The sequence below is a fragment of the Vibrio cincinnatiensis genome (assembly GCF_022113815.1).
Lineage (GTDB): Bacteria > Pseudomonadota > Gammaproteobacteria > Enterobacterales > Vibrionaceae > Vibrio > Vibrio cincinnatiensis_A.
Genome location: NZ_SGOM01000008.1, coordinates 139,472 through 155,116, shown reverse-complemented (window position 1 = coordinate 155,116; position 15,645 = coordinate 139,472). Strand labels below are relative to the sequence as shown.

General features: G+C 43.6%; 20 protein-coding genes and 1 tRNA gene. 7 read left to right on the top strand and 14 right to left on the bottom strand.

Features of this window, described 5'->3' with window-relative positions:
• Window position 1: 1 nt before the first annotated feature.
• The 8 genes from surE to folB all read right to left on the bottom strand — a co-directional run bounded on the left by surE (window position 2) and on the right by folB (window position 5,098).
• Window positions 2-757 (bottom strand): 5'/3'-nucleotidase SurE, encoded by a 756-nt coding sequence (gene surE, locus EXA13_RS11790; RefSeq protein ID WP_238133351.1) that lies wholly within the window; start codon window positions 755-757, stop codon window positions 2-4.
• Window positions 750-1,796: a tRNA pseudouridine(13) synthase TruD gene (truD, locus tag EXA13_RS11785; protein WP_238133350.1), complete on the bottom strand. Its 1,047-nt coding sequence runs from the start codon at window positions 1,794-1,796 to the stop codon at window positions 750-752. Before truD ends, surE begins: the two co-directional genes overlap by 8 nt.
• Window positions 1,797-1,838: 42 nt before the next feature.
• The gene (ispF, locus tag EXA13_RS11780) at window positions 1,839-2,318 is read right to left on the bottom strand and encodes a 2-C-methyl-D-erythritol 2,4-cyclodiphosphate synthase (protein ID WP_238133349.1); all 480 of its coding nucleotides are present in this window, start codon (window positions 2,316-2,318) and stop codon (window positions 1,839-1,841) included.
• Entirely contained in the window at window positions 2,315-3,016 is a 702-nt protein-coding gene (gene ispD, locus EXA13_RS11775) for a 2-C-methyl-D-erythritol 4-phosphate cytidylyltransferase (RefSeq protein ID WP_238133348.1), read from the bottom strand. Before ispD ends, ispF begins: the two co-directional genes overlap by 4 nt.
• On the bottom strand, window positions 3,013-3,297 hold the full coding sequence (gene ftsB / locus EXA13_RS11770) for a cell division protein FtsB (RefSeq protein WP_238133347.1): 285 nt from the start codon (window positions 3,295-3,297) through the stop codon (window positions 3,013-3,015). Before ftsB ends, ispD begins: the two co-directional genes overlap by 4 nt.
• A gap of 141 nt (window positions 3,298-3,438) precedes the next feature.
• Window positions 3,439-4,242, bottom strand: a complete 804-nt coding sequence (locus EXA13_RS11765; protein WP_238133346.1) for an undecaprenyl-diphosphate phosphatase — start codon at window positions 4,240-4,242, stop codon at window positions 3,439-3,441.
• Window positions 4,243-4,253: 11 nt separating this feature from the next.
• Window positions 4,254-4,748, bottom strand: coding sequence for a 2-amino-4-hydroxy-6-hydroxymethyldihydropteridine diphosphokinase (folK, locus tag EXA13_RS11760; RefSeq protein ID WP_238133345.1), 495 nt, complete (start codon window positions 4,746-4,748; stop codon window positions 4,254-4,256).
• Window positions 4,745-5,098, bottom strand: coding sequence for a bifunctional dihydroneopterin aldolase/7,8-dihydroneopterin epimerase (gene folB / locus EXA13_RS11755; RefSeq protein WP_238133344.1), 354 nt, complete (start codon window positions 5,096-5,098; stop codon window positions 4,745-4,747). Before folB ends, folK begins: the two co-directional genes overlap by 4 nt.
• A 190-nt stretch (window positions 5,099-5,288) precedes the next feature.
• On the opposite strand from folB, the gene plsY reads away from it, so the two are divergent.
• Window positions 5,289-5,891 (top strand): glycerol-3-phosphate 1-O-acyltransferase PlsY, encoded by a 603-nt coding sequence (gene plsY / locus EXA13_RS11750; RefSeq protein WP_238133343.1) that lies wholly within the window; start codon window positions 5,289-5,291, stop codon window positions 5,889-5,891.
• A 117-nt stretch (window positions 5,892-6,008) separates the two neighbouring features.
• On the opposite strand, the gene tsaD is transcribed toward plsY, so the two are convergent.
• Window positions 6,009-7,025 carry a tRNA (adenosine(37)-N6)-threonylcarbamoyltransferase complex transferase subunit TsaD gene (tsaD, locus tag EXA13_RS11745; RefSeq protein ID WP_238133369.1) on the bottom strand — a complete coding sequence of 339 codons (1,017 nt, stop codon included), beginning with the start codon at window positions 7,023-7,025 and terminating at the stop codon, window positions 6,009-6,011.
• Between the two features lie 241 nt (window positions 7,026-7,266).
• Here tsaD and rpsU point away from each other — a divergent pair, with 241 nt between their 5' ends.
• The 5 genes from rpsU to EXA13_RS11720 all read left to right on the top strand — a co-directional run bounded on the left by rpsU (window position 7,267) and on the right by EXA13_RS11720 (window position 12,150).
• Complete coding sequence (gene rpsU / locus EXA13_RS11740; protein WP_004396009.1) at window positions 7,267-7,482, top strand: 30S ribosomal protein S21; 216 nt, start codon at window positions 7,267-7,269, stop codon at window positions 7,480-7,482.
• A 27-nt stretch (window positions 7,483-7,509) separates the two neighbouring features.
• A complete protein-coding gene (locus tag EXA13_RS11735; RefSeq protein WP_238133342.1) occupies window positions 7,510-7,953 on the top strand; it encodes a GatB/YqeY domain-containing protein in 444 nt (147 codons plus the stop codon).
• Window positions 7,954-8,046: 93 nt separating this feature from the next.
• A complete protein-coding gene (gene dnaG, locus EXA13_RS11730; RefSeq protein WP_238133341.1) occupies window positions 8,047-9,801 on the top strand; it encodes a DNA primase in 1,755 nt (584 codons plus the stop codon).
• A gap of 97 nt (window positions 9,802-9,898) precedes the next feature.
• Complete coding sequence (gene rpoD / locus EXA13_RS11725; RefSeq protein WP_238133340.1) at window positions 9,899-11,767, top strand: RNA polymerase sigma factor RpoD; 1,869 nt, start codon at window positions 9,899-9,901, stop codon at window positions 11,765-11,767.
• A 305-nt stretch (window positions 11,768-12,072) separates the two neighbouring features.
• A tRNA-Ile gene (locus tag EXA13_RS11720) sits at window positions 12,073-12,150 on the top strand.
• A 136-nt stretch (window positions 12,151-12,286) separates the two neighbouring features.
• On the opposite strand, the gene EXA13_RS11715 is transcribed toward EXA13_RS11720, so the two are convergent.
• The 5 genes from EXA13_RS11715 to EXA13_RS11695 are packed head-to-tail and all read right to left on the bottom strand — an operon-like array spanning window position 12,287 to window position 14,999.
• Window positions 12,287-12,676 (bottom strand): transcriptional regulator, encoded by a 390-nt coding sequence (locus EXA13_RS11715; protein ID WP_238133339.1) that lies wholly within the window; start codon window positions 12,674-12,676, stop codon window positions 12,287-12,289.
• Window positions 12,677-12,693: 17 nt separating this feature from the next.
• The gene (locus EXA13_RS11710; protein ID WP_069548586.1) at window positions 12,694-12,891 is read right to left on the bottom strand and encodes a hypothetical protein; all 198 of its coding nucleotides are present in this window, start codon (window positions 12,889-12,891) and stop codon (window positions 12,694-12,696) included.
• Window positions 12,881-13,090 carry a hypothetical protein gene (locus tag EXA13_RS11705; protein WP_238133338.1) on the bottom strand — a complete coding sequence of 70 codons (210 nt, stop codon included), beginning with the start codon at window positions 13,088-13,090 and terminating at the stop codon, window positions 12,881-12,883. Before EXA13_RS11705 ends, EXA13_RS11710 begins: the two co-directional genes overlap by 11 nt.
• A gap of 60 nt (window positions 13,091-13,150) precedes the next feature.
• Window positions 13,151-14,458: a HipA domain-containing protein gene (locus tag EXA13_RS11700; protein ID WP_238133368.1), complete on the bottom strand. Its 1,308-nt coding sequence runs from the start codon at window positions 14,456-14,458 to the stop codon at window positions 13,151-13,153.
• Between the two features lies 1 nt (window position 14,459).
• On the bottom strand, window positions 14,460-14,999 hold the full coding sequence (locus EXA13_RS11695) for a hypothetical protein (RefSeq protein WP_069548588.1): 540 nt from the start codon (window positions 14,997-14,999) through the stop codon (window positions 14,460-14,462).
• A gap of 104 nt (window positions 15,000-15,103) precedes the next feature.
• Between EXA13_RS11695 and EXA13_RS11690 the strand changes: the two genes are divergently transcribed.
• Entirely contained in the window at window positions 15,104-15,313 is a 210-nt protein-coding gene (locus tag EXA13_RS11690; RefSeq protein WP_069548589.1) for a helix-turn-helix domain-containing protein, read from the top strand.
• The last annotated feature ends 332 nt before the right edge of the window (window positions 15,314-15,645 follow it).

Below are 15,645 nucleotides of genomic sequence, written 5' to 3'. Positions count from 1 at the left end.
TTTATTCCTTCACCCACTCAGACATCGCAGTAAGAGACTCATGTGCCGTGAGATCAACCAAAATAGGCGTGATGGAAACAAACTTATGTTCCACTGCATGAAAATCTGTCCCTCTTCCTGCATCCTGTTCCCGCCCCGGAGGTCCTAACCAATAAATAGAATGCCCCCGTGGATCTTTTTGCTTAATCATATTCTCAGCATGATGTCGAGCACCTAAACGGGTCACTTGAATTCCCTGCACTTGATCGATCGGGAGATCCGGGATGTTTACATTGATCAAACGGTTCGTCGGAATCGGTGAGGCCAAATGCTGCAAAACCAATTGGCGAGCAATTTTCCCCGCGGTTGCAAAATGTCGCTTGCCAACCAATGAAAATGCGATCGACTGAACACCTAAAAAATGCCCTTCCATTGCAGCCGCTACGGTGCCTGAATACAGTACATCATCCCCAAGATTCGCTCCGTGATTAATGCCACTAAGCACTAAATCGGGTAAATCATCTTTGAGTAACTCATTGAGAGCAAAATGAACACAGTCCGTCGGCGTGCCTTGTACCGAATACGTATTCGGCTCAATATTGGTCACTCGTAATGGCTGCTCTAGGGTTAGCGAATTCGATGCCCCTGAGCGATTACGATCTGGGGCGACAATGATAATATCCGCTAAATCAGCGAGGGCATACGCTAAAGCATGTATGCCTTCTGCATACACACCATCATCATTACTTAGTAATATTTTTAATTTGTTTCTACTCATAGACTCGTTCAACGGGGATCTCTTCCACTAATTCACGAATGATCGAAGTAGCGAAGCTACCAGCATCTAACGTAAATTTGAGTTTGATGGTATGGTCTTCGGCTTCCCAACTGAAAAGTTTAGGAACAAGCGAAATTGCGCGTCGTTCATGACGCATTCGATTACCTCGAATCAAAGCCATGAGCTCAGGCTCAGCATCCAACTCTCGCTGTTCAATCTTTAATGCTTCTTTTTCGGTGGGTAAGGCATTATCTCCGGCCAGAGCGGCTGAAATCTGTACTTGTTGAAGAGCAAGTTGCTGATTAAACTCAGCCAATTGATCAGCAGAGATCAAAATGGCTTGCCCTTCTTTTAAAGCAATATCCCCTTCGATAAAGCGATCAAAGCACCCAGCTTGAATTCGCTGAGAAACAATATGATTGAAGATCCATGAACGGGCTGCAGATAGATACAAACTACGTTGATTTTGATTACGAGAACGGACGTTATCCCGCCCCCAACGGCGAGCTTCCGAAACATTATTCCCTTCTCGACCAAAACGCTGTTGGCCAAAATAATTAGGAACACCTTGTTGAGCGATCATAGGTAAGCGTTGCATGACATCAGCCATATTACTGACTTCACTCAATAACAGCTCAAAATGATTACCTCGTAGATCGCCTGGACGCAATTTTTTGTGATGACGAGTCATCGCTAGCACTTCAATACTGGGGTATTGCGCTTCAAATGCAGCTAAATTGGGGAATTTTCCATCCGGGAGATAAACACTCAGCCACTGCTCGGTGACAGCATGGCGATCTTTTAAACCTGCCCAACCCACATCTTTAGATTTTACGCCACACGCTTTTGCCAACTCATTGGCAACAAAACTGGTATTTTCACCCGTTTTGCGAATACAGACCATGACGTGTTCGCCTTGCCCAGAAAACTCATAACCTAAGTCTTCAACCACTTTAAAATGCTCAGGAGACGCTTTAATTTTTGCTTTTGCGATAGGTTGACCACATAAATAGGCCAACGGGGAGAGAAGATCGCTCATTTAATAATTCTCGTTATTTAGACGTAGGCTCAGAGAGAGTATTTATTCAACTTTAACCAATAAGACGACGGCTTCACAGGCAATACCTTCTTTACGCCCAGTAAACCCTAAACGCTCAGTCGTAGTGGCTTTAACATTTATATTGCCAAGCTCGGTTTGTAAATCTTCACTAATGGTACGACACATCGCATCAATGTGCGGAGCCATTTTTGGCGCTTGAGCTAAAAGGGTGATATCAGCATTACCTAACCGGTAACCTTGTTGTTTGACACGCTGATATACATCTCTTAGCAAAGCACGACTGTCTGCCCCTTTCCACTGATCATCCGTATCTGGAAAGTGACGACCAATATCGCCTGCTGCAATAGCACCGAGTAAAGCATCACATAAAGCATGTAGTGCAACATCACCATCGGAATGAGCAATAAGACCTTGTTCATAAGGAATGGCCACGCCGCCAATCATGATCGGACCATTTCCCCCAAATTTATGTACGTCAAAACCATGACCAATACGTATCATCTTTTTTCCTTACTCCGATTGAAATAGAACTCGGCGAGGGCGAGATCTTCTGGCTGGGTAATTTTTATGTTGTCAGCACGTCCGGAAACTAACGCTGGTTTTTTCCCAATCCACTCTAATGCAGAAGCTTCATCGGTAATAATGGCTTGTTCAGCTAAAGCGTTTTCTAATGCTGACAACAATAATTCAACAGGGAACATTTGCGGTGTTAACGCATGCCAAAGTGCTTCGCGATCTACCGTTTGCTCAATCGTATTTGTGACATTGCCTCGTTTCATTGTGTCACGTACTGGAGAAGCTAAAATCGCTCCGACAGGATGTGCCTGCGCACACTCAATTAACTGAGTAAGATCACCTTGAGTAATACAAGGACGAGCTGCATCATGCACCATCACCCATGAACTCAATTTTATTTGGCTGACTAAACGCAAAGCATTCAGTACTGAGTCAGCCCGTTCTTTACCACCACAAGCACGAATCACTCTTGGGTGATGGGCGAGAGGAAGAGTACAGAAATAAGGGTCTTCTTCACTGACTGCAATCACCACATTACCGACACGAGGATGAGCCAATAAAGCAGCAACGGTATGCTCAAGCACCGTTCGCTCACCCAGCATAAGATATTGTTTAGGGCGATCGGCTTGCATGCGTTTTCCAACGCCCGCAGCAGGAACAATAGCCGTAATCAATGACGTCATCCGCGTGGCTCCTCACCGATAACCCGAAAAAAGGTTTCCCCTTCTTTCACCATTCCCAGCTCATGCCGAGCACGCTCTTCAATGGCATCTAACCCTTGCCGCAAGTCATCAATTTCCGCAAACATTTCTTGGTTTCTCTGCTGTAAATTGCTGTTCACTTGCTCTTGAACGACGATTTCACTGGCGACTAACCGATAGTCTGCAATTCCGTTTTTTCCTAGCCATAAATGGTATTGAAGCCAACCAAATAACAACAATAACGTTATTGCAAATACTCGCATTACATCCACTCTCATGGGCCATTACTGCGCCATATCTAGCGGCACAGTAGGCGTTGTTCGATTAGAAAAGAGCCCACTTATACCATAAGCACAAAACTCAGGCGAGTAAGCATCACCAATGCTTCGTCATGATATCGTCATTTACTGACTCAGCAGAAAAAGAAACAAGCCTCCGCCTAAAATAAGCCGATAAATCACAAAGGGGGTCATTCCCATACGTGAAATTAATTTTAAGAAAAAGAAAATACACAGATAAGCACTCACAAAAGAGGTGATCATTCCTGTGAGTAAAAAATTCACCTCAACAGGCTCACCACTCGCCATCAATTGTAAGCCTAAGTACCCCCCCGCAAGAGTAATAATAGGAATTGACATCAGAAAAGAAAAACGAGCAGCAGCTTCACGAGTGAAACCAAGATAAAGAGCCGCCGTAATGGTTGCCCCTGAACGCGAAGTGCCCGGAATGATGGCTAACGCTTGCGCCAGTCCGACAAACAGTGCTTGTTTCCACCCGGCTTGATATTCATCGCTAACTAAGCGAGCGCGCTTGTCCACATACCACAACAGTAAACCAAAAATAATGGTCGTTACTGCGATAACCCAAGCACTACGCAGGTAAAACTCTACAATATCTTTCATTAACAGCCCGAGAATACAGGCCGGTATGGTGGCTAAAATGATCAGCCACGCCAATTTTGCCTCTTTGCCACGCTCCCCTTTGAAAACAGAAGCAACAAAAGCATTAAGCAAAGTCACCACTTCATGACGAAAATAAATTACCACGGCAGCCAAAGTGCCAACATGCACTGCAACATCAAAGGCTAACCCTTGATCCGCCCACCCAAAAATCGCCGAAGGTAAAATTAAATGAGCAGAACTGGAAATAGGCAGAAATTCTGTCAATCCTTGAATAAGGGCCAACATAAACGCTTCAAAATAATTCATTTTTTTCTCTACTAACGATTAATTGAAAACCACAATGGAACTGGCGTAAGTGATGACAAATTCGAAGCAGTAAGCCATACCTGCTCGATCGTTTGCTCATCTCCCGGAATAGATAACTGTGGACACAATTCATACAAGGGCTGAATCACAAAAGGGTAGTGATAAATATCTGCCCGTGGAATTATCGGCGTGTCAACAGAGACTACATCGCCATACAAAATCAAGTCCAAATCTAACGTTCGGTCTTGAAACTTCTTTGCTTCGACCGCTCTTCCCCAACGCAGTTCAATCTCACGCAGTTTTTTCACCAGTGCAGCTAAAGGCAACGAAGTTTGTAACTCAACCACAAGGTTATAAAAAGCATGGCTATCAAACCCCAATGAGTCACACTCATAAATGGTGGATAAACGTAGTTGCTCCCCCACTTGAGTTAATTCATGGTAAGCCGCTTCAATATGCTTATGCCTCTGAAGGTTAGAACCTACACCAATATAGCAGGTGATCATGCCTGCCCTCGTTCAATGACAACACCAACCCCTTTGGCGTTAGGAACGGCTCCAGGCTTGGTTAATCGAACTCGTATCCAAGGCACAGAGAAACGATGCATAATCAGTTCGGCGACCTCTTCTGCCACACGCTCCACCAATAAAAACCGCCCCTGTTCAATATGTTCAATCACCGCTTGGCTGACTTGAGCATAATCCAGAGCATCTGCGACATCATCACTTTTCCCTGCCAGGCGATTATCGTGTGCCATCTCCAGATCGAGCACTAATTTTTGCTTAATGGTTTGTTCCCAATCATAAACACCAATTGTAGTGATCACGGTTAACTGCTCGATAAAGACTTTATCCATGCTTGTATTACATCCTTTTCACAGGTCGGATACCCAAATTGAGTAAAAAAACGTACTATTGTGGTTAATCGGGATATCATATACCTAAACCACCTCTTGATGCGAAATTCACGTGAGAATTTTTATTTTTGAGCTTGGTTAACAAGGACTTGTAAACCTCGCCTAGCGAAATCACCATTTTGAGGGTTCTATGACGCCATTGGTACTGACTATGATCATTTGCGCCTATTTACTGGGTTCCATATCCAGTGCGGTGCTGATTTGTCGCGTACTACGCTTGCCAGACCCTCGTGCAGTCGGATCACACAATCCGGGAGCAACGAATGTCTTACGTATTGGGGGGAAAAAAGCCGCCATTGCCGTTTTACTGTGTGACATGCTAAAAGGAACTATTCCTGTCTGGGGTGGGTACTATTTAAATATCGATCCATTAATGCTTGGTTTAGTGGGAATAGCGGCTTGCCTTGGCCATATGTATCCACTCTTTTTTCATTTTAAAGGTGGGAAAGGCGTTGCCACCGCATTAGGCGCAATCGCCCCCATTGGATTAGATTTAACAGGAATGGTCATGGCAACATGGATAGCCGTAGCCGTTATTTTTCGTTACTCATCACTGGCCGCTCTCATTACCGTACTTTTGACCCCTTTTTACACTTGGATGGTCAAACCACAATATACCTTACCCGTTGCCATGCTTTGCTGTTTGATAGTCCTTCGCCATCAGCAGAACATTAAACGTCTTTTTACTGGTACTGAGCCCAAAGTGGGAGAAGGTAAACCCTCTAACGATTAGTTTTTAGTTAAATAGTCGACTTGCTCACCAACCTTAAATCAACACGAACATCTTTGCCGCTAGCAGAGCGACTTCGGCAGGAAAAACATACGGTCACCAAAAGTGACCGCAGTATAATTAAATAATTGCGGTAAGTTGATCAATCGGCCAACGAGGTTTTGCTTCAATACTGAGTTCTGTCACATCGCCATTTTTTAAACGCTGCATTCCTGCATAGGCGATCATCGCACCATTATCAGTACAAAATTCGGTACGAGGATAATAGACTTCTCCCCCTACTTTTTTCGCTAACGTGGCCAATTCTTGACGCAGTTGTTTGTTGGCACTCACACCTCCTGCAATCACAATACGCGTCATTCCGGTTTGCTCTAATGCACGTTTACACTTAATCACTAATGTGTCACACACTGCCTCTTGGAAAGCGTAAGCAATATCAGCCCGAGTTTGTTCATCATCACCATTAGCCGCGATAGTATTGGCCGTGAAAGTTTTTAGCCCTGAAAAGCTCATATCTAATCCTGGACGATCCGTCATTGGACGAGGAAACTTAAAACGACCAGGCGTCCCTTTTTCAGCCAAGCGAGCCAATAGTGGACCACCAGGGTAATCAAGCCCCATCAGCTTAGCCGTTTTATCAAACGCCTCACCCGCCGCATCATCAATCGACTCACCTAAAATGGTATAATCACCAATACCTTTAACTTCCACCATCATAGAATGCCCACCTGAAACCAATACGGCAACAAACGGAAATGGGGGCGGATTATCTTCTAACATTGGAGCCAGTAAATGCCCTTCCATATGGTGAACGGCCACGGCTGGCACATTCCAAGCGTAAGCCAAACTGCGCCCAATGGTTGCACCGACTAATAAAGCCCCCACCAAGCCCGGCCCAGCGGTATAAGCCACACCATCAATATCATCAGGGGTGACATTTGCCTCAGCCATCGCCGCTTGAATCAAAGGAATGGTTTTTTTTACATGGTCACGCGAGGCAAGTTCAGGCACCACACCGCCATAATCGGCATGCAGTTTAACTTGGCTATAGAGCTTATGAGCCAACAAGCCTTGTTGATCGTCATAAATCGCAATTCCTGTTTCATCACAAGACGTTTCAATTCCAATAATGCGCATAGTCTTCTCAGCACGCTGTCTGCTATCAATAAAAATTGCGCTCATGTTACCTCGCCTTTACGTCACAAACAAATTTTGCGCAGACAGTAAACAACAAAGTGCTTTACAAAAGGATAGTGATCGGATTAAAATTCGGCACCATTTTTGATCAAGCTGGTTCTCGTCCTAGTTAACAGATTATCTTGTTACTTTGGTCACAAAATGCCAGCGTTAACGAATTAACCCCTGAGGTGAAAGGCATATGCCAATAGTTAAAGTACGTGAAAACGAACCGTTCGACGTAGCACTACGTCGTTTTAAGCGCTCTTGCGAAAAAGCAGGTATCCTTTCTGAAGTGCGTCGTCGTGAGCACTACGAAAAACCAACTACTGTTCGCAAACGTGCTAAAGCAGCTGCTCAAAAGCGTCATGCTAAGAAGCTAGCTCGTGAAAACGCTCGTCGCGTTCGCCTGTACTAATAACTGACTCTCAAAAAGGAATCAGTTATGGCTCTGATTGACACTCTCAAAGAAGAGCAAAAATTAGCGATGAAAGCCAAGGACAAAGCGCGCCTTGGCACTATTCGTTTAGCCCTCTCAGCCATTAAGCAACGAGAAGTTGACGAGCAGATCACTCTGAACGATGACGACATTATTGCTGTGCTCACTAAGATGGTTAAACAACGTCGTGACTCTGTTGCGCAGTACGAAGCAGCGAATCGTCAAGATCTTGCTGATGTGGAAACAGCAGAAATCACCGTCCTTGAGGAATTTATGCCTCAACCTTTGACTGAAGAAGAAGTTACAGCATTAATTGAACGTGCAGTAACAGAATCTGAAGCCGCAGGCATGCAAGACATGGGTAAAGTGATGGCTCTTCTGAAACCACAAATTCAAGGGCGTGCAGATATGGGTAAAGTGAGCGGTTTGGTTCGCGCTAAACTCGCTTAATCCCACACCCAATTGCATCAAGCCGTGCTATCTTCTGGTAAGCACGGCTTGTTCGTATCTACACTTTTTGTTTTTATCTCTTTTTTAGGTTGTATGGCAGGACAAATCCCCCGTAGTTTCATTGATGATCTGCTTGCTCGACTCGATATTGTCGACATCATTGACGCACGCGTAAAACTTAAAAAAAAGGGGAAAAATTACAGTGCTTGTTGCCCTTTCCATAATGAGAAAACCCCTTCTTTTAGCGTTAGCCAAGAAAAACAGTTCTACCACTGCTTTGGTTGTGGTGTACACGGTAATGCGATCGATTTTCTCATGGAATATGAACGGCTTGAATTTCCAGAAGCGATTGAAGAACTTGCCTCATCACTTGGGCTAGAAGTTCCTAGAGAAACTCGCCCCGGCGGCCCTTTTAATCAACAAGCACCACGCAGCAACAGTGAAGAAAAGCGAACCTTATATGACCTTCTGGGTAGCATTGCACAATTCTATCGCCAACAATTAAAAGCTCCCGCTAGCCGCCAAGCGATTGAATATTTAAAAAATCGAGGTTTATCCGGCGAGATCGTCCAAAAATTTGGCATCGGTTATGTCGCCGATGAATGGGATCTTATTCGTAAAAACTTTGGCCAAAGCCGACAAAATCAAGAGATGCTCGTGACTGGCGGTATGCTGATCGAAAACGACAAAGGCAATCGCTATGATCGCTTTCGTGGTCGAATCATGTTCCCCATACGAGATCGCAGAGGCCGAGTGATAGGCTTTGGTGGGCGAGTCATTGGTGATGGCACCCCAAAATATCTGAATTCACCAGAAACACCGATTTTTCATAAAGGGAAAGAACTTTATGGGCTCTACGAAGTCTTAGAAGCCTATAGAGAGCCAGAACAAATTTTAGTGGTAGAAGGCTATATGGATGTGGTTGCGTTGGCGCAATATGGGGTAGATTACTCCGTCGCGTCACTCGGTACGTCAACAACTGGCGATCATCTCCAGCTGCTATTTAGACAAACTAATACTGTTGTCTGCTGCTACGATGGTGACCGAGCTGGACGTGAAGCCGCTTGGCGAGCCTTAGAAAATGCACTCGGTTATCTAAAAACGGGGAATATTCTTAAATTTCTCTTTTTACCTGACGGTGAAGATCCTGACAGTTATATCAGAACACAAGGTAAAGCTCGTTTTGAACAAGCAGTAAAAGAAGCCAAACCGCTTTCAAGTTACCTCTTTGATAACTTGATTGAGGCTCACGCCATTAATTTAGGTACCGTAGAAGGGAAATCGACCCTACGAACTTTATCAAGTGAGTTAATCGAGAAGATTCCCGATCCCGGTTTTCAGCAAGAACTGGATGAAAAACTAGACAAATTAACGGGGTTTATGGGCCATAAGCAGCGGCGCAGCTCGTCACTGAACGCTCGGCCTCTGCCACACAAAGAGATCAAGCGAACCCCCATGCGTGAAGTTATCGCTTTGCTTGTGCAAAATCCGAGCTATGCTGAAATGGTGCCCGATCTTTCTAGTGTGAAAGAATTAGCCCTGCCGGGACTGAGTTTATTGGTTGAGGTGCTTGAAAATTGCCAACAATACCCCCATATCACTACGGGCCAATTACTTGAACATTGGCGTAATAGTAAAAATGAGACACTTCTGTCTCGTCTGGCAAGCTGGGAAATCCCCCTTGTCGAAGACAACCAAGAAGAACTATTTTTAGACTCATTGGACAAAATCCTTGCCCAGTGCGTAGAAAAACAAATTGAAAACTTGCAGGCGAAAGAAAGAAGCGTCGGCTTATCAGCCGATGAAAGAAGGGAGCTAGTAGCATTAATGCTAGAATTAAAAGCGTAACCCAGTTTAAATAGTCAGCAACGAATAAATTTGTTAATATACGTGGTTTGCATTTCGCATACTATTCCTTCACCAGATACGAAGTTGGATACCGTCTATGGATCAAAATCCGCAGTCACAGCTAAAATTACTTGTCATTAAAGGCAAGGAACAAGGCTATCTGACCTACGCCGAAGTAAATGACCACCTACCTGCTGAAATCGTCGATTCCGAGCAAGTAGAAGATATTATTCAGATGATCAACGATATGGGCATCAAAGTCGTAGAAACGGCCCCCGATGCTGATGATCTCGCTTTAAGCGATGATAACACGATCACTGATGAAGACGCGGCGGAAGCCGCTGCCGCAGCGCTTTCAAGCGTAGAAAGCGAGATTGGTCGAACGACTGATCCTGTACGCATGTATATGCGTGAAATGGGAACAGTAGAACTACTAACTCGTGAAGGTGAAATTGATATTGCTAAGCGCATTGAAGATGGTATTAACCAAGTTCAAAGCGCCGTTGCTGAATATCCAGGCACAATTCCTTATATCCTTGAGCAATTTGATAAAGTTCAAGCAGAAGAGCTACGTCTAACCGACCTAATTTCCGGTTTCATCGATCCGAATGAAGATGGCACAGCAGCCCCTACAGCTACTCACATTGGTTCAGAGCTGACAGGCACTGATCTTAGTGATGATAAAGATCTTGATGACGATGAAGATGAAGACGAAGATGGTGATAGCAACGATGATGATACCGAAGAAGAAACCGGTATCGATCCCGAGCTAGCGTTAGAGAAATTTACCGAGCTACGTAATAAGTATCAAAACTTACAGCTAGCGATCAATGAACACGGTAACGACAGTAATAAAACTCAGCAAGCATCTGAGTTAATGCTCGATATTTTCCGTGAGTTCCGTCTAACACCGAAACAATTTGATCACCTAGTCGATACCCTTCGAACCTCGATGGATCGCGTACGCACTCAAGAACGCTTGATCATGAAATCGGTCGTTGAAGTAGCGAAAATGCCTAAAAAATCATTTATCGCACTCTTTACCGGTAATGAATCGAGCGAAGCATGGCTTGATCAAGTACTTGCTTCAGATAAACCTTACGTCGAAAAAATTCGAGCCAATGAAGAAGCAATTCGGCGCTCTATTCAAAAGCTGCAAATCATTGAGCAAGAAACCTCACTCGATGTGAGTCGCATCAAAGATATCAGCCGCCGCATGTCTATCGGTGAAGCTAAAGCTCGCCGTGCGAAGAAAGAAATGGTGGAAGCAAACTTACGTTTGGTTATTTCTATCGCTAAGAAATACACCAACCGCGGTCTGCAATTCTTGGATTTAATCCAAGAAGGTAACATTGGCCTAATGAAAGCCGTTGATAAATTTGAATATCGTCGCGGTTATAAATTTTCAACCTATGCAACATGGTGGATTCGTCAGGCAATCACACGTTCCATTGCAGACCAAGCTCGAACCATTCGAATTCCAGTTCATATGATCGAAACAATCAATAAACTGAATCGAATCTCACGACAAATGCTGCAGGAAATGGGCCGTGAACCTCTGCCAGAAGAGTTGGCAGAACGCATGCAAATGCCAGAAGATAAAATTCGTAAAGTATTAAAAATTGCCAAAGAACCCATCTCCATGGAAACCCCAATCGGTGATGATGAAGATTCACATCTCGGTGATTTTATTGAAGATACAACACTTGAGCTACCACTAGACTCAGCAACAGCAACCAGTCTAAGAGCAGCCACTCGTGATGTACTTGCAGGCCTCACCCCTCGTGAAGCTAAAGTACTCCGTATGCGCTTTGGTATCGATATGAATACCGATCACACTTTGGAAGAAGTCGGTAAACAATTTGATGTCACACGTGAACGTATCCGCCAAATTGAAGCGAAAGCACTGCGTAAACTTCGTCACCCAAGCCGCTCAGAAACCCTGCGCAGCTTCCTTGATGAATAAGCGTTAAGCATGAACTAAAAAGGTGAGCAAAAGCTCACCTTTTTTTATCGCACAAGTGGCTAAGTGAATAAAAACTAAGCGCTATTACCCTATTTTGCGGCTAGACAGACACTCAGCCTTCCCCTATAATCACACACCTATCGGCCCCTTAGCTCAGTGGTTAGAACGGGTGTAAACCCCCATTCGTTTACAACATTTAACTAAAGCCTCTGACTACAATATGTTTGCTTGTTGTTAATTCACAACTTTTTGTTTTTCATTGACAACAAATGGTTTGCCATGCAGAATCGGCCATACAGAATTTCGTGCCCATAGCTCAGTTTGGTTAGAGCATCCGACTCATAATCGGCAGGTCCTCGGTTCAAGCCCGAGTGGGCGCACCATCATAAGAAAGCCGCATCATGTGATGCGGCTTTCTTGTATTTAATTTTTGAGTAATCAGGGTACGAGCCATAGAGCTAATAGGTAGCCAACTCACTTATTTCCCTGATTTGAGTAATTTACCCACTCATGACTAAATTACTCAAATTGGATACTCTCAGGGGATTCAAAGAGTAGAGAGCTGCCCATAACGATCTCGAACGTCGTAAACAACGCTATTGGTCGAGATTCCATTCCCCTCACATCCAGATAAGCAAAGCCCTTAGATGAAAGAGCTTCGAAAGCATCAGTAACATCCTTGATACTGCGCCCACTGATTTCAGCAAGTTCATCCAGACTGTTCGGTTTTTCGCAGGCCATCAAATTCAGTAGTTCAACATTTTCGTTCGACAACAGTTGTGAAAGCGCAGCTAGTGACTCAAACAAAAAAAGAGGATAAGACTCTTCAGGTGTTACTTTCCTTTCTGCAATGCGAATCATGCGCTTACGAGCAAGCTCTTCCGATAGAATGCCGATTTTTGCCTTCATCCATGCCATCCTCACTACTAATATTCGCCATCTAAATCGGCTGAATATTCACCGACAATATCGTCTAATTGTTCTTTCATTTCTTGAGAAGGAACGATCAATTTATCAGGATGTTGCTCTATGTCTTTTTCGAGTAAGTCTAGAAAGCGATCGATGTCCTGGTTCCCACAAGACGGCTTTGTCAGCTCGCTAATTTTATCGTCCTCATTGGTCACTGCTAACTACTCCCGATTTTATTGCCGCAATCACGTTCAATAAATCTTTCGTGATAACAGGGCATTTGTCGTTCATAAGAACCGTTACTTCATCACCAAACTTCATCGTTACGATACCGTTCTTATCAACACTTAACAGAGCAAAAGACTGCCTCAAATCAAGAGTCGTGTTACTTTCATTAGCAATAGCGTCAGTCATATATCCCTCATTACTAGCGAGTAAGTTTACAAAAATGGTAGTAATTGTTACCCAAGACGTTTACTTGATTGATCTGTTTAACTTCTCGACGTTTTCAGTGGCATGTTGAAATATAGCGTTCTTTACAAATGCGAACTCTTCCCCTGGAAATCGTTTGTCTATCGAGTTGAATGCATCACTGAATTGAGCAAGAAGGTCTGAGATGATCTCATGGCATTCAGCATTACTAATACCGAACTGATTAGCGGTTTGCTCTATGTGTCGTAAGAAAATTTTGTTGATATGGTATTTATATCCCTTGGATGCTTTTAGACCCATCGACAACTTTAGTTTTCTCTTATTCAACCCTTTAGGACCTACAGCAGGATATGCAGACAGTAAATCGTAGAATGGTGTGAGTTGATGGAATCCATTGGAATCAATATGCACCGAAAAGTTTTTTAGATGACCATCTGTTGCACCAATAAGGTACTGCAAAATCATAAACTTAAAAAAGTCACGAGTATTTTCATGGCTTTTTGTAGAAGCATTCAAAAAATTAGCAACCTTAGAGATGCCCAGTTGGTTCTCCGATTGATACTTTTTAGTTTCAGGAACGCCGAAAAACTGGCAAAAATCCTCTTGATGCCTACGAGACGCGACACTGCTACTAAAACATCTATCGAACCGCTCTACAGCCAGGGCTTTAGCTCCTGACAAGGTAGTAATTATCTCCACATTAGGAACATTAAAACCAAGCTTCTTGGCAATTTGAGTACAAATGAATTCATTCTCAACACTGCTGCTCATATCTAGTACTGTGTTGCTTTGCGCAATTGCATCCATTGCGTATTTGATAATATGGCTACTTAGTGATCTCTCTTGAGGTACATACCATTTACCGTTCAACCTAGTTAGAGTTGTTTTTCGCTGTGTTCCCGAAATACAAGGACGATAATCCCCAAAAAATTGAAGAAATGACTTACGCTGGGTAACGAGTTCATTTAATTCACTTGCCGAGATCTCTCGATATTTCCATCCTATCTCTGGCGGCTCCCTACTCTCACTAAATGAAATACCGCCCGTGCAATCGTGACCAATTTTGGAGAGTAAGGTGAATGCATCGTTGGACAGCACCCCCACCGACTGAGCAAGACTTAATCGTTCTTCTTTCAAGTCAGGAAGCAGGTTGTGAATAAAATTCAGTGCATAAAATGATGAACATTCTCCCTTTACGAGCGGCAGGCTTAACGAGATCGGGAAAGCTGAATCATATGCTAACCACTCATCAGAATATGAAAATGACCAGTAGGTCTTCGACTGTTGGACAAACTGCCCCACGAGCATGTTGTTGTTTGTGGAATGTGCGTAAAGTATGGGATTGTACAAATTAGCTCCCACTTTCTGCTGGGTGGGCTGTGTTTTTATAGAAGTTAATTGCATTTTCTACTGCCAGCATTTCGGCTTTGAGATCCAATCTACGATTGTCATGCTCTGAGATGTATTGCTCTATGCATGGCCTAAGCTCGGAGTATTGCGCACACAACCGATTGAAATGCTTCCATGCCCTTTTATGAAGAGAATAGGACTCTGACAGCTCTGACTGTTTATCTTGCAAAATCGTCAAGAGACTTTCTTTCTTGAGAGAAAGGTAATTGGAATCCTCACTGTAATTGTCGTAATCAACAACCTCCCAGTCGGTATGGTTAAACATAAAACCTTTGGAAAACAACTCATCTCCATGCTTATCGAAACCACACGAAAGGACTGCGCCGATAAGCGACATTTCCTTCAATTTTTTTTCGACGTATTCATCTGATAAGTATTCTTTCTCATCACAGTCTATTGGAAAGGACTTTAAGTCATTGGCAGAGAAATGTTCATTGTAATAAATGGCTAGAAATAACTCTTTTCTAATCTTTACCTTCATGTGTTCAAAAAGTGACCTTTATTGTTGATTTTGAGGATTATAATCCGTTGAGTTACATACCGCAACTGTGCAATTGTTCAGCAAATTAATTTCATAAATAAAAAATGAACAAGAAGCTTGCGGCACTTGTGGGCAAACGCATTGCAAAAATGAGGAAATCTAAAGGGTTAACTCAAGATAAACTCGCGTTGTTCGCAGAGATAGATAGAAGTTATGTTGGACGCATTGAGCGCGGTGAAGTCAATCTCACGGTTGAGAAGTTGTACGAGATTGCGGAGACCTTGGGCTGTGATGTTAGGGATTTATTACCATAATAATTTGACCTTAGACTCAAGGGGCTAGAGAAAGAGTTCAAATAAGATAAAAATGGGTTTCATCGTTCGGTACAGGTTTGGCAAGCATTAGGCTTAGTGATCTTTCTCGCTAGATCATGTCTAGACTATACGCTAGCTGAATACTACGAGGCTGGTGCTGCATTATCAAAGTTGGACTACAGAAAAAAAGCTGCTCATTGGGCACAGTGCTCAGCCTTTAAAAAAGATTCCACAAACACCTACTGGATAAACGCTACTGGAGGAGGTAGGACTCTTCGAGACAAAGTAGCCGAGTACTTCACCGAGATACTAAACAAAGCTGACGAACAACT